The sequence below is a fragment of the Halalkalibacter kiskunsagensis genome, assembly GCF_037027555.1.
GTDB lineage: Bacteria > Bacillota > Bacilli > Bacillales > Bacillaceae_D > Halalkalibacter > Halalkalibacter kiskunsagensis.
Genome location: NZ_JAXBLX010000029.1, coordinates 24,432 through 38,522, shown reverse-complemented (window position 1 = coordinate 38,522; position 14,091 = coordinate 24,432). Strand labels below are relative to the sequence as shown.

Here is a 14,091-nt window from a genome sequence, read left to right as displayed (position 1 = left end):
AAATATGTTATATTAAATGAAAATATTCGGTTTTGAGTGGAGGTCGCATGAAAAAGCTTAAGCGCAGTGGTCGTCTTGTTGATATGACCCATTTCTTACTACAACATCCACATGAAGTGATTTCACTAACTCATTTCTCTGAACGATATCATTCAGCGAAGTCTTCGATTAGCGAGGATTTAGTGATTATTAAAGAGATCTTTGAAGGTGAAGGGTATGGATCTCTTTTAACGATCTCAGGTGCAAGTGGAGGAGTAAAGTTCATCCCACGTATTCACCGTGAGCAAGCAGAAGAATTTGTGAACGATGTCATTAAACAATTAGCTGTTCCTGAACGGATTCTTCCAGGTGGTTATTTATATATGATGGACCTACTAGGTAATCCGAAATTTATTCAACGACTCGGACAAGTTTTTGCTTCATTGTTAGCAAATGAAAAAATTGATGCCGTTTTAACAGTAGCTACAAAAGGGATTCCTCTTGCGTATGCAGTCGGACAATTCCTCAATGTTCCTGTTAGCATTGTAAGACGAGACCATCTTGTAACAGAAGGCTCGATGGTTAGCATTAATTATGTATCCGGTTCTTCTAAGAGAATTCAAACAATGACATTAGCTCGCCGTAGTTTAGCGCCAGGCTCACGTGTGTTTATTGTTGATGACTTCATGAAAGCGGGCGGTACAATCAGAGGAATGATGGACTTACTTGAAGAGTTTCAAGCAGAATTAGTTGGAATTGGTGTTCTTGTGGAAACTGTTGAGGTAGAAGAACGATTAATTGATGGGTACATGTCGATTACAAAGTTATCAAATGTTGACGTTAGAAATAAAACAATTAAAGTCGAACCAGGTAGTGTTTTAGAGTTACTACAAACAGTGGAAGTGGAGGAGAAGAAATGAAAACGATTCATACCAACCGAGCACCAGGTGCAATAGGTCCATACTCACAAGGAGTTATCGTCAATAATATGTTTTATAGTTCTGGACAAATCCCTTTAACAGCTGAAGGTGACTTAGTTCAAGGAACAGTTGAAGAGCAAACACATCAAGTATTTAAAAATCTTCAAGCTGTGTTAGTTGAAGCGGGGGCTTCTTTTGAATCAGTTGTAAAAGCGACTGTATTTATCAAGAACATGGATGATTTTCCTCTTATTAATGACGTATACGGTCAATATTTTAGCGAACATAAACCTGCTAGATCTTGTGTAGAAGTAGCGCGTCTTCCAAAAGATGTATTAGTTGAAATAGAAGTTATTGCATTAGTAAAATAGTTGGAGTGATAAGAAGGATGACTACCTAGGTGAAAGACCTAGGTAGTCATCCTTCTTTTGTTCTAGCTTTGGGTTACTCAAGATGAGGTGGAGGATAAAGCCTTAAGTTAATTAGTTATCAAAAAGGAGAAATGATGCCCGAAAAAGAAGCGTATGAAAGAAAACGGTCACCAAAGAGGAGGAATAATGACTGAGAAAAGAGCAGATATATGAAAACGATCACAAAACAAGCGAATGAACCATTGTAATCAACTTGGCCGACATCAAATTTCTTAATAAACTTTATTTTTTTTTGGTTACTAGAAGGATTTATGGAATTATTAGAGAATTGATAAGTTAAGAACAAACAATTATTAGGTGGTGGCCAACATATGCAGGTAACAGATGTGAGATTGCGACGAGTTAATACAGAAGGACGAATGAGGGCAATAGCTTCAATTACTATTGACCATGAGTTTGTAGTACATGATATTCGCGTAATCGACGGGAATAACGGGTTATTTGTTGCAATGCCGAGCAAAAGAACACCAGATGGAGAATTCCGAGATATTGCTCACCCTATTTCTTCGCAAACAAGAGAAAAAATTCAGACAGCAGTGCTGACTGAGTATGACAAAGCAGGCGAGTTTGAAGAGGTTGAATTTGAAGAAGCAGGTGCTTCGTAATGTGTAAGAGTCCTAGATTTAGTTAGGACTCTTTTTTTTGTTTGAATAGCAAGAAAGTAGGGGAGTAGAGCAAGTGACTTTCGTCGATAGAAATGATAAAAAATATTTTTTCATCTAAGTTAAATAGTGTATCTTGTTGCAGCAACTTTTACTCAAACTCTTAAGAAAATGACTCGTAGCAAGTACTACAATTTATTGCTTCTTAGTTAGTTCAAAAAGTTGTCAGTGCTTATTCAACCGATAATTCCTTGAAAAGACGTCTAATTTGATATATATTCGTAAGGGAAAAAGGAACACCTGGAGGGGAATTATGAGCAATCGTTATGCGATCATTTTAGCAGCAGGTCAAGGTACACGAATGAAATCCAAATTATACAAAGTGCTTCATCCAGTATGTGGGAAATCAATGGTTCAACATGTTGTAGACCAAGTTTCCAGTTTAGGATTTGAGGAGAAAGTCACAGTTGTAGGGTTTGGTGCTGAAGTTGTTCAGGAACAACTAGGAGATCAGGTCTCTTATGTTGTACAAAAAGAACAATTAGGTACTGGCCATGCCGTTATGCAAGCAGCAGGTATCCTAGAGGATAAAGAAGGGACAACAGTTGTTCTCTGTGGAGATACACCGCTTTTAACCGCAGAAACGATCGATCATTTGCTCGCGCATCATGCAAATGAAGGAGCTAAAGCAACCGTATTAACGGCTGTTGCTGAAAACCCAACAGGATATGGTAGAGTCATACGAAGCAATGCCGGATTAGTGGAACGAATTGTTGAACATAAAGACGCAACCGAAGAAGAAAAAAATGTTCACGAAATTAATACAGGTACGTATTGTTTTGATAATAAAGCTTTATTTGAAGCTCTGCAGAAGGTTGGAAATAATAATGCCCAAGGCGAGTATTATCTTCCTGATGTGATAGAGATACTAAAGAAAAGTGGAGAAACGATTTCTGCATATCAAACCCCATCGTTTGATGAGACATTAGGCGTTAACGACCGAGTTGCTCTTAGTGAAGCGGAACGAATTATGAAACAGCGCATCAATGAGCATTGGATGAGGCAGGGAGTCACCATTATTGATCCAAATAATACTTATATTTCAACAGAAAGTACAATTGGTCAGGATACAGTTCTTTATCCAGGAACCATGATTCAAGGGGCTTCACACATTGATTCTGGTTGTACGGTCGGACCCAATACAGAAATAAATAATAGCATAATTGGTCAGGATACTGTCATACGTCAATCTGTCGTGTATAATAGCAAGGTTGGGAAAAATGTCTCGATTGGCCCGTTTGCACATATACGTCCAGATTCGTCTATTTCTGACGATGTTCGAATTGGCAACTTTGTTGAAATTAAAAAGTCCAACATGGGCAAAGGAAGCAAAGCATCTCATTTAAGCTATATTGGCGATGCAGACGTTGGCAGTGATGTGAATTTTAGCTGTGGTGCCGTAACCGTCAACTATGATGGGAAGAATAAATTTAAAACAATCATTGAAGACGGTGCATTCATTGGCTGTAATGCGAATTTAATTGCTCCGGTAACTGTAGGCAAAGATGCGTTAGTAGCTGCAGGTTCAACAATTACAGACGATGTACCTGGTAAAGCACTTTCGATTGCACGAGCGAGACAAACAAATAAAGCAGATTATATGAAAAAATAACTTATTGGTGTTTAAAGAAGTGGTGAGAAGTAAAAAATTGAATCACTTTTAAGGAAAATATAAGGTCAATTAGAATACCGGAGGGAAAAACGATGCCTAAATACGGTGATCCTAGCTTACGAGTTTTTACATTAAATTCAAACAAAGGTCTTGCTAATGAGATAACAGAACATATTGGTGTTCCTATGGGAAAAAGCTCTGTTACTCGTTTTAGTGACGGTGAAGTACAAATCAACATTGAAGAAAGTATCCGTGGTTGTGACGTTTACTTAATTCAATCGACTTCTGCTCCTGCAAATGAGCATATTATGGAATTATTAATTATGATTGATGCGCTGAAGCGTGCTTCTGCACGAACAATTAATCTTGTTATGCCATATTATGGCTATGCGCGTCAAGATCGTAAAGCGCGCGCTCGTGAGCCAATTACAGCAAAACTTGTTGCAAACTTAATTGAGAAAGCAGGAGCTACACGAGTTGTGACTCTTGACCTACATGCGACACAAATTCAAGGGTTCTTTGATATTCCAGTTGATCAATTAATGGGAGTTCCTATTTTAGCTGATTATTTCTCTCAAAAAGAATTAGACGACATTGTTATTGTTTCACCTGACCATGGTGGAGTAGTACGTGCACGTAAGATGGCAGATCGTTTGAAAGCACCAATTGCGATTATTGATAAGCGTAGACCGAAACCAAATGTTTCTGAAGTTATGAACATTGTCGGAAACATTGAAGGGAAAACAGCAATTATTATTGATGATATTATTGATACGGCAGGTACAATTACGCTTGCAGCCAATGCGTTAGTAGAGCACGGGGCGAAAGAAGTATATGCATGCTGTACTCATCCAGTGCTATCTGGTCCGGCAATGGAGCGCATTAATAATTCAAAAATTAAGGAACTTGTTGTTACTAACTCAATTGTCCTTGATGATGAGAAGAAAAGTGAAAAGGTAACAGAATTATCAGTAGCAGCATTAATGGGTGAGGCGATTATTCGCGTACATGAGCATGCTTCTGTAAGTACACTGTTTGATTAAGCACGAAGCACGAGGCTATCACCAATTGCAAAAAAAAGGTTTAAATACTCTTATTAAGGGAACATATGATATAGAGAGTTTAAAACTAATATGAGGTGATTCTGATGGCAACGGTTTTAAAAGCAAACCCAAGAGACGATCTTAGAGGTTCAGCTACTAGAAAAATTCGCAAACAAGGACATGTTCCAGCGATCTTGTATGGCAATAAAATTGATAGTCAACCAGTATCAATTGAGAGTGTTGACTTACTTAAAACGGTTAGAGAAGTAGGGAAAAATGGATTGTTTTCACTTGATGTTGCAGGAAAAAAGAAACACCAGGTGATGATACACGATATTCAAATTGACCCACTTAAAAATGAATATACACATATCGATTTCTTTGAAGTAGATATGACGTCAGAAATTGACGCAAATGTTCCCGTTCAGCTAACAGGAGAAGCGCCAGGTGAGAAAGAAGGAGGCATGTTTCACACTTAATGTATGAAATAGGAGTGAGATGTTTGCCTTCAGATATACCTGATGAAATTTCAGTGGATGTGTCAAATTTAAATATCGGCGACTCGATTCAAGTGGCGGATATCAGACAAGAACTCTCAGTAGCTATTACAAGTGAAGATGATGAAACGATTGTAACCGTACAGGCACCAGCTGCTGAGGTTGAGAACGGGCAAGCGACTGAGGAGCAACTAGAAGAGACTGAAGGAACCGAAGAAGCGAACACATCAGAAGAAGAATAACTAGCAGAGGGTGACTCAGTAACTGCGTTTTTTAGACCGTAGTATTTATATACGAAAGAAAATGCTTTTTGTTCGTATGACTATGGCTAAACAAACGCAAGGAAGAAGTCGTCTCACAAGATCAATGATCTTTTGAGACAACTTCTACATGAGTCACTCTCTTTTTTAAGGAGATATTCGAATGAAGTTAATTGTTGGGCTTGGCAATCCAGGTGATAAGTATACTGGTACTCGTCACAATGTTGGTTTTGATTGCATTGACTATTGTGCAAGACAAATGGAAATCAAGTTGGATCAGTCGAAATTTAAAGGTTTATTTGGAAAAGGCATCATTAATGGAGAAAAAGTTTTTCTTCTCAAACCGCTTACATATATGAACTTATCTGGAGAAAGTGTAAGACCATTCATCGACTACTTTCATATAGATATAAAAGATGTTGTTGTTATTTATGACGACATGGACTTGCCAGTTGGGAAAATACGTCTACGACAAAAAGGAAGTGCTGGCGGGCATAATGGCATTAAATCGCTTATTCAGCATCTAGGCACTCCTGAATTTAATCGAATTCGTGTTGGGGTCGATCGTCCGCAAAATGGCGAATCGATTGTTAACTATGTTCTTGGTTCGTATCGCCCTGATGAGAGGGAACAAGTAGCAGAGTCTATTATACAAACATCAAAAGCAGTAGAGGCATGGACGACAAAGACTTTTCTTGAAGTGATGAATGAATTTAATTAGTATCGTATACAGAACCTTTTTGCTGTAAATACTAGTGATTACCTAGCATAGCAAAAGGGGGCATACGCCTTGGCCATTCATTATCAATGCCGTCACTGCAAGACGAAGCTTGGCTCAATTGAGCAAGAGATGCATTCTGAAACATTAGGATTTACTCAATTAACAAGCCGAGAACGCGCAAATATGTTATCATATAATGAAAATGGAGATATACATGTACAAGCAATTTGCGAAGATTGCCACGAAGCATTAGCACGAACTCCAGAATTATATGAATTAGACAACCTTATTCAATAAGTAAAGAAATGTCAGCTTTGGTTTATAACCAAAGCATTTTTCTGTTATTACTTATTTCAAGCAGGATTCTAGCCTTAAAGAAAGAATAGAGAAAAGAGAATCGGAGTAATATATATTATTGGTGGAATGAGTATTTACATTGTTAATTTATATGGGTGCTGTACTCATGGATAAGGTGAAGAAATAACAGGGGGAAGAACATGTTAGGATTGCAACAATACTTACGTACAAACGAAGACATAAAAGCGGTTTCAACTAGCTTAGAAGCCAATATGAAAGAACAATTGATATCTGGATTGACTGGTTCAGCTAGAACATTGTTTATGTCGTCGTTATATTTAGAGTCAAAAAGACCGATGCTTGTTATTACACATAATTTATATCAAGCGCAGAAACTATATGACGATTTAGTAGGGCTTCTATCGGAGGAAGAAGTCCTTTTATACCCGGTAAATGAATTAATTTCAGCAGAGATCGCCATTGCTAGTCCAGAAATGAAGGCGCAACGGATTGATGTATTAAACAAACTTGTTCAATCATTTAAAGGTGTTGTTATTGCTCCGTTAGCAGGGGTAAGACGTCAACTCCCTCCTGCCGAGTTGTGGAAAGACTGTCAAGTTCAGCTAGAAGTAGGAATGGATATAGGCGAGATTGATCAATTGATAGAAAAGCTTGTCATAATAGGATTTCAACGAGTTGATATGGTCTCTTCTCCAGGAGAAGTAAGTGTTCGTGGTGGCATTATCGACCTGTATCCGTTAACAGAATCAGATCCGATTCGAGTTGAGCTTTTCGATACTGAGATTGATTCAATTCGAACGTTTCAAGTTGATGATCAACGTTCAAAGGAAGAAAGAAAACATGTCGTAATTGGACCGGCTGAGGAAGTTCTTTTGTACAACGAGCATTATCAAAATGCGGCAGAACGTCTATCAGAGGGTCTGACAACCACACTAAAAAAAGTAAAAGCAAAAGAAACAAAAGAACGGTTGTCACAAAATATTTCCTATGAAATCGGCCAATTAAAGCAGCGTTCCACTTTTCAAGGAATGTACAAATATATGTCGCTTTATTACGAAGGTGAGCATTCGCTTTTATCATACTTGAGCATGAATACGTTCATTATGATTGATGAAGTATCAAGAGTGAAAGAGATAGCTGATAGTTTAGAAAAGGAAGAAGCGGAATGGAACATGGCATTGTTAGAACAAGGAGAAATTGTTCATGACGTTGCTATGTCTGTTCCTGTTTTTGAGGCGTTAAAAACGAGTCCCTATTCAATTTTATATTTATCGCTTTTCTTAAAACATGTTGCACAAACGACTCCAGAAAATGTCATCAGTATTACATGCAAGTCAATGCAACAATTTCATGGGCAGTTGCAGCTTCTTCAATCTGAAGTGAATAGGTGGAAAAAAAGCGGGCAGGCAATTGTCTTTATTGCTGGATCAAAAGACAGGGCAGATCGACTTTCATTAAATTTAGAAGAAGAAGGCATTGATACAAGAATCATTGAACAAGCGAGTAAACTTGTCGATGGTCAGGTGCAAATTATGGTCGGGAATTTGCAAACGGGCTTTGAGCTTCCTACAAGTAAACTCGTGGTTATCACAGAGGAAGAAGTATTTGCTAAGAAACAAGCCAAGCGTCCACAACGAAAACAGGCGATCTCGAATGCAGAACGAATCAAAAGTTATTCGGAGCTAAAGGTCGGCGATCTGATCGTTCATACGAATCACGGGATTGGTAAGTACTTAGGTGTTGAAACACTTGAGATAAATGGCCTTCATAAAGATTATTTGCACTTGCGATACGCGGGGAATGACAAACTTTATGTACCTGTCGAACAAATTGATCAAGTTCAGAAATATGTAGGTTCTGAAGAAAAGGATCCGAAGATTTATGCACTCGGAGGAAATGACTGGAAAAAGGTAAAGAAAAAAGTACAATCATCGGTAGAGGATATTGCTGATGATTTAATTAAGCTCTATGCAGAACGAGAAGCAAGTGTAGGGTTTGCCTTTTCTGAAGACAGCAACGAACAAGCTGAATTCGAGTCATCCTTTCAATATCAAGAGACAGAAGACCAAATTCGAGCAATTGCTGAAATCAAAGAGGACATGGAAAAAAAACGTCCTATGGACCGGTTATTGTGTGGAGATGTAGGGTATGGAAAGACAGAGGTTGCCATTCGTGCTGCTTTCAAATCGATTATGGATGGAAAACAAGTTGCCATACTAGTGCCAACAACGATTTTGGCCCAGCAACATTATGAGACGATAAAAGAACGGTTTTCAGATTATCCGATTAATATTGGTGTATTAAGTAGATTTCGCAGTAAAAAAGAACAAACGGAAACATTAAAAGGAGTTAAAGCAGGATCGGTTGATTTAATTGTTGGTACCCACCGACTATTGTCAAAAGATATCGTATTTAAAGATTTAGGACTTTTGATTGTAGATGAAGAACAACGGTTTGGGGTAACTCATAAAGAGAAGATCAAGCAATTAAAATCTAATATTGATGTTCTTACATTGACAGCAACACCGATACCAAGAACGTTGCATATGTCGATGCTTGGGGTGCGTGATCTATCCGTGATTGAAACGCCACCTGAAAATCGTTTCCCTGTACAAACATATGTTGTTGAATACAATGCAGCTCTTATCAGGGAAGCGATCGAGCGCGAAATGAGCCGAGGAGGGCAAATCTATTTTCTCTATAACCGAGTAGAAGATATTGAGCGAATGACAGAGCAACTATCTATGCTTGTCCCAGATGCGCGCATTAGTTATGCTCACGGTCAAATGAATGAACGTGAGTTAGAGACAATTATGCTCGATTTTCTAGAAGGAAATAGTGATGTGTTAGTCACAACGACGATTATTGAGACGGGCGTGGACATTCCAAATGTGAATACGTTAATCATCTATGACGCTGATAAGATGGGACTATCACAGTTATACCAAATTCGTGGTCGAGTGGGAAGATCGAATCGCGTAGCTTATGCATATTTTACGTATCAGCGCGACAAAGTACTAACGGAAGTAGCCGAAAAGCGGTTGCAGGCAATTAAAGAATTTACTGAGCTTGGATCTGGTTTTAAAATTGCGATGCGAGATTTGACAATTCGAGGAGCTGGGAATTTACTTGGTTCACAGCAGCATGGGTTTATTGAATCTGTTGGGTTTGATCTATACTCGCAAATGCTAAAGGATGCCATTGAAGAAAGAAAAGGCGATAAACCAAAAGAACCTTCTTTCCAAGTAGAGCTTGATGTAAAAATTGATGCCTACATTCCAGAAACGTATATTCAGGACGCTAAACAAAAAATTGAAATGTACAAACGATTCAAAGGAGCAGAATCAGCTAGTGATTTAACGGAACTCAAAGATGAAATGATAGACCGCTTTGGTGACTATCCAAAGCAAGTTGACTTTCTCTTGCGTTTAACTCATATAAAAATGATTGCAAACATAGAAAGAGTAGAACAAATAACGGAAACAAAAGACCAAGTAGAAATCATCTTGTCTGAAGAAACATCAAGTAAAATGGACGGTGCAAAACTATTTGAGCTAGCACATAAACTTGGGCGCGAAATTATTTTAGGAACTGCCGGAGAGAAATTGAAATTTGCGATAAAGACCAAATCTTTAAGTGATGAGCAAGTATTATTATTTATAGAAAAGATCATCAAAACGCTTAAAAAAGCGAAAAAGAAGTAAATACAACAGCCTTACTTCTAAATAATGGAATAGATGGAATGTTTAGTGAATCAAACAATTTCATGGATTGGTGAATAGTTCTTTTTTTAAGAAAGATACTATAGTTAAGAAAAGAAATGGTTATTTTCTTATCACTTACCATCAAGTGAATACATCATTAGAAAGTGAGGCAATACAGTATGAAAGCTACAGGTATCGTACGTCGTATTGATGATTTAGGACGGGTTGTTATCCCGAAAGAAATCAGGAGAACACTTCGAATCCGAGAAGGAGATCCTCTCGAGATTTTCGTAGATCGTGATGGAGAAGTTATCTTAAAGAAATACTCCCCTATTTCTGAACTAGGAGATTTTGCGAAGGAGTATGCAGAAGCGCTTTATGACAGTTTAAATCACTATGTTTTAATCGCTGACCGAGATACGTTTATTGCCGTAGCCGGTGCGCCTAAAAAAGAGTTTGCAAACAAAGGCATTGGAGAAATAGTTGAAAAAGTCATGGATGAGAGAAAAACGACTGTCGTAACAAGTGGCGGTGAGTATAATCTTGTAGGAGATCATGCCGATGATCTTAAAGGTTATGTGATTACGCCTATCATTGCAAATGGAGATCCGATTGGTGCTGTGGTGATTTTCAGTAAGGATCAGGACTTATCTGGTACTATTGAGCAAAAGCTTGCAGAAACAGCAGCAAGCTTCCTAGCTAGACAAATGGAACAATAAATAAGAGAAAAGGCTCGCTTCCTGCTTAGGAGGACGAGCTTTTCGTTTGTTAGGGTAACTAATTTCAGAGTCTCATTTTTGTATAGCGTGTTTTTTAGTCATGAAGATTCTACAACATTTGCGGTCGTTATGATAAGATGATTCCAAGAAAGGTTGGAATCATGTGAAAAATCGAGGTGTATTGCAAGGAATTGCCGTTTTGTCAGCGGCTGCATTGCTTGCGAAGATACTAAGTGCAGCGTACCGGATACCGTATCAAAATTTATCCGGTGATATGGGTTATTATGTGTATCAACAAATATATCCACTTTATGGAATTATTATGGTCCTCTCTATGTATGGATTCCCGGTTGTTCTTTCCAAGCGCCGATCTGAATTGTTAGCTTCAGGTCGAGTGAACGAGGCGAGGAATGTAACAAGTTTGCTATTTTATGGACTTTTACTAATCGTAACTTTTCTATGGTTAGGACTGTTTATGCTTGCGCCCTATATTGCTCAATTAATGGCAGACGAGCAATTGGCAGGTCCAATTCGGGCTATGAGCTTTGTCGTCTTTTTACTTCCATTTTTAAGTGTTGGTAGAGGCCATCATCAAGGGGAAGGCGAACTTGTTTCAACGGCAGTTTCGCATATTGTTGAACAGCTTGTACGAGTATTATTCATATTAGGATTTACCTATTTATTTGTCACGCTAGGATTTGATGCATACAAAATAGGTGTAGCTGCAGCTTATGGCTCTTTCATAGGCGGTGTCATAGGAGTTATTGCCCTACTCTTGCTTACACGAGCTGTGTGGATAAGGCAATTGGTTCATCCGAAAAAGCTTCAACTAGCAAAAGTACTAAATGAAAATATAGGAATGATTAGACAAAGTATTTTTATATGTTTAAGTGCACTAATCTTTGTATTGCTTCAGCTAATTGATGCATTTACCATTGTGCGTTTCCTACAATGGAGCGGGGTACCAGCAAGTGAAGCTTTCCCAACGAAAGGGATTTATGACCGTGGACAGCCTCTCGTTCAACTTGGAACAGTCTTAACGACAACGCTGTCACTTGCGTTAGTTCCAATGTTATCGAAGGCAGTGGCAACAAAAAAAGTAATGGCCGCCAATCATTATCAAACACTGTCATATCGCTTGACTCTTTTAATAGGGGGAGCAGCTACGATCGGATTGATCATTATTATTGAGCCTACGAATCATATGTTATTTACAGACACACTTGGTACAGATGTATTGCGTGTGATGAGTATAGCAATTTTATTTTCCTCTTTTTTTGTGACCGCCTCAGCTGTATTGCAAGGATATAATCTCGCATTTTTACCAGCAATTGCAGTTGGAATCGGAGTAATATTGAAACTGATTTTAAATAGTATGTTCGTTCCGATCTTAGGCACAATAGGTGCAGCTTGGGCTACAGTTATTGCTGTTTTCGTAATGGTTGTTTATTTACTTTTAGCTCTCAAGCGAAAGAACCATTTATTTATAGGGAACTATAAGTCTTATCTACAAATTGTGATGGTTCTTATCTTGATGGGAGTTGTTACATGGTTATGGAAAGAGGGAGTAACAACGATCCTACATTTGCATACTAGGGCAACTGATTCAATAATTGCTCTATCATCTGCTTTGGTCGGGGGAATTGTTGTTGTTGGCTGTTTGTTTACGTTCTCGTTATTTACGGAAGAAGAATGGAGCAAGATACCGAAATTAAATAAACTAAGAGTACGATTGATGAAAAGGAGAGGGTGAGAATGAAGAAAATAAATGTGATTGGTTTAGGTGCCGGTGATTTAGACCAAATGCCATTAGGTGTCTATCGCCATCTTAAGCAGCAGGAAAAAATCTACGTTCGAACGAATGATCATCCAGTTATAGATCAACTTGAACAAGAGGGAATAAAGTTTGAATCGTTTGATACAATTTATGAACAGCATGACAACTTTGAATCTGTCTATCAAACGATTGTCTCGCAACTGTTGGAAAGGGTTCAACAAGAAGAAAGCATTACATATGCAGTACCTGGTCACCCATTTGTTGCCGAACGAACGGTTCAACTTCTCGTAGAAAAAAGCAAAAAAGCCCAAGTTGAATTATCCGTTTTAGGAGGGCAAAGCTTTCTAGATGCGATGTATACAGCTTTGCGTATCGATCCAATAGAAGGGTGTCAAGTCGTTGATGGAACGGCGTTAAATAGAGATCAACTTGAGGTGAGCTCTCATATCATTATTGTACAAGTATATGATGCGATGATTGCCTCTGATGTGAAATTAACATTGATGGAACGCTTTCCTGATGATTATGAAGTCACAATTGCAACAGCAGTCGGATCAAAAGCGGAACAACTGACAAAAGTACCATTGTTTGAATTAGACCATGTAACAACACTAAATAATCTTACAGCAGTTTATGTGCCTCCAGTACAAGAAGAGACTCTTCTATACGGAGAGTTCACGAAACTACGTGAAGTAATTGCAACTCTTAGAGGACCGAATGGTTGTCCGTGGGATCAAAAGCAAACTCATCAATCATTAAAGAAATATTTCATTGAAGAAGTATACGAAGTACTTGAAGCAATCGATAATGAAGATGATGATCATCTGATTGAGGAGCTTGGCGATGTTCTTCTGCAAATCATGTTACACGCACAAATTGGTGAGGATGAGGGGTATTTTTCCGTCCGTGATGTCATTAAAGCTGTGACTGAAAAAATGGTTCGCAGACATCCGCATGTCTTTGGAGAAATTACTGTTGATAATGTAGATGATGTTGTAACGAATTGGGATGAAATCAAGCGGCAAGAGAAGGGAGAAGATCACCAACCATCGATCCTTTCGTCTATACCAAAAGGATTACCTGCATTAATGGAGGCTGTGAAGTTACAGAAAAAGGCGGCAAAAGTAGGATTTGACTGGGAAGATGCAGCACCGATGTGGATGAAATTGCAAGAAGAAATTGGTGAGTTTCTACTGGAAGTAAAGGCTCAAGATTCTACTAATATGCAAAAGGAGCTTGGTGATATTTTATTTGTAACAGCTAATCTAGCACGTTATTATAAAATTGATGCAGAAGAGGCCCTTCTTAGTACGAATCGAAAGTTTGCCAATCGTTTTCATTACATTGAAACGGCAACACTTGCAGAAGGAAAAAAGATGACAGATATGACATTAGCAGAACTTGACGAAAAATGGGAAGAAGCAAAGAAACTAGAAAATTAAAAAGAG

Annotated in this window: 13 protein-coding genes; all 13 read left to right on the top strand. The window is 38.3% G+C overall.

Annotation, left to right across the window (positions count from 1 at the left end; all coding sequences use genetic code 11):
- Nucleotides 1-47 precede the first annotated feature (47 nt).
- The 13 genes from purR to yabN all read left to right on the top strand — a co-directional run bounded on the left by purR (nt 48) and on the right by yabN (nt 14,085).
- Nucleotides 48-899: a pur operon repressor gene (gene purR, locus SLH51_RS16475; RefSeq protein ID WP_335962463.1), complete on the top strand. Its 852-nt coding sequence runs from the start codon at nt 48-50 to the stop codon at nt 897-899.
- A complete protein-coding gene (locus SLH51_RS16470; protein WP_335962462.1) occupies nt 896-1,270 on the top strand; it encodes a RidA family protein in 375 nt (124 codons plus the stop codon). The genes purR and SLH51_RS16470 overlap by 4 nt, the downstream gene beginning before the upstream one ends.
- Before the next feature lie 371 nt (nt 1,271-1,641).
- Nucleotides 1,642-1,935, top strand: a complete 294-nt coding sequence (spoVG, locus tag SLH51_RS16465) for a septation regulator SpoVG (protein WP_335962461.1) — start codon at nt 1,642-1,644, stop codon at nt 1,933-1,935.
- Nucleotides 1,936-2,245: 310 nt separating this feature from the next.
- Nucleotides 2,246-3,604 carry a bifunctional UDP-N-acetylglucosamine diphosphorylase/glucosamine-1-phosphate N-acetyltransferase GlmU gene (glmU, locus tag SLH51_RS16460; RefSeq protein ID WP_335962460.1) on the top strand — a complete coding sequence of 453 codons (1,359 nt, stop codon included), beginning with the start codon at nt 2,246-2,248 and terminating at the stop codon, nt 3,602-3,604.
- 92 nt (nt 3,605-3,696) lie between these two features.
- Nucleotides 3,697-4,647, top strand: a complete 951-nt coding sequence (locus SLH51_RS16455) for a ribose-phosphate diphosphokinase (RefSeq protein WP_335962458.1) — start codon at nt 3,697-3,699, stop codon at nt 4,645-4,647.
- A gap of 104 nt (nt 4,648-4,751) precedes the next feature.
- Nucleotides 4,752-5,126, top strand: coding sequence for a 50S ribosomal protein L25 (locus tag SLH51_RS16450; protein WP_335962456.1), 375 nt, complete (start codon nt 4,752-4,754; stop codon nt 5,124-5,126).
- Nucleotides 5,127-5,149: 23 nt separating this feature from the next.
- Nucleotides 5,150-5,386, top strand: a complete 237-nt coding sequence (locus SLH51_RS16445) for a hypothetical protein (RefSeq protein WP_335962454.1) — start codon at nt 5,150-5,152, stop codon at nt 5,384-5,386.
- A 181-nt stretch (nt 5,387-5,567) separates the two neighbouring features.
- The gene (gene pth, locus SLH51_RS16440; RefSeq protein WP_335962452.1) at nt 5,568-6,125 is read left to right on the top strand and encodes an aminoacyl-tRNA hydrolase; all 558 of its coding nucleotides are present in this window, start codon (nt 5,568-5,570) and stop codon (nt 6,123-6,125) included.
- Between the two features lie 69 nt (nt 6,126-6,194).
- Complete coding sequence (locus SLH51_RS16435) at nt 6,195-6,422, top strand: anti-sigma-F factor Fin family protein (protein ID WP_335962450.1); 228 nt, start codon at nt 6,195-6,197, stop codon at nt 6,420-6,422.
- 200 nt (nt 6,423-6,622) lie between these two features.
- Entirely contained in the window at nt 6,623-10,147 is a 3,525-nt protein-coding gene (gene mfd / locus SLH51_RS16430; RefSeq protein ID WP_335962449.1) for a transcription-repair coupling factor, read from the top strand.
- Between the two features lie 179 nt (nt 10,148-10,326).
- Nucleotides 10,327-10,866: a stage V sporulation protein T gene (gene spoVT, locus SLH51_RS16425; RefSeq protein WP_335962448.1), complete on the top strand. Its 540-nt coding sequence runs from the start codon at nt 10,327-10,329 to the stop codon at nt 10,864-10,866.
- Between the two features lie 163 nt (nt 10,867-11,029).
- Complete coding sequence (locus SLH51_RS16420; RefSeq protein WP_335962446.1) at nt 11,030-12,619, top strand: putative polysaccharide biosynthesis protein; 1,590 nt, start codon at nt 11,030-11,032, stop codon at nt 12,617-12,619.
- Between the two features lie 2 nt (nt 12,620-12,621).
- Complete coding sequence (gene yabN / locus SLH51_RS16415) at nt 12,622-14,085, top strand: bifunctional methyltransferase/pyrophosphohydrolase YabN (RefSeq protein WP_335962445.1); 1,464 nt, start codon at nt 12,622-12,624, stop codon at nt 14,083-14,085.
- Nucleotides 14,086-14,091 lie beyond the last annotated feature (6 nt).

Coding starts and splice junctions, on each gene's coding strand:
- SLH51_RS16470 (WP_335962462.1), top strand. CDS start 896: ATGAAAACGATTCATACCAACCGAGCACCAGGTGCAATAGGTCCATAC.
- yabN (WP_335962445.1), top strand. CDS start 12,622: ATGAAGAAAATAAATGTGATTGGTTTAGGTGCCGGTGATTTAGACCAA.
- mfd (WP_335962449.1), top strand. CDS start 6,623: ATGTTAGGATTGCAACAATACTTACGTACAAACGAAGACATAAAAGCG.
- spoVT (WP_335962448.1), top strand. CDS start 10,327: ATGAAAGCTACAGGTATCGTACGTCGTATTGATGATTTAGGACGGGTT.
- SLH51_RS16450 (WP_335962456.1), top strand. CDS start 4,752: ATGGCAACGGTTTTAAAAGCAAACCCAAGAGACGATCTTAGAGGTTCA.
- SLH51_RS16455 (WP_335962458.1), top strand. CDS start 3,697: ATGCCTAAATACGGTGATCCTAGCTTACGAGTTTTTACATTAAATTCA.
- pth (WP_335962452.1), top strand. CDS start 5,568: ATGAAGTTAATTGTTGGGCTTGGCAATCCAGGTGATAAGTATACTGGT.
- purR (WP_335962463.1), top strand. CDS start 48: ATGAAAAAGCTTAAGCGCAGTGGTCGTCTTGTTGATATGACCCATTTC.
- glmU (WP_335962460.1), top strand. CDS start 2,246: ATGAGCAATCGTTATGCGATCATTTTAGCAGCAGGTCAAGGTACACGA.
- spoVG (WP_335962461.1), top strand. CDS start 1,642: ATGCAGGTAACAGATGTGAGATTGCGACGAGTTAATACAGAAGGACGA.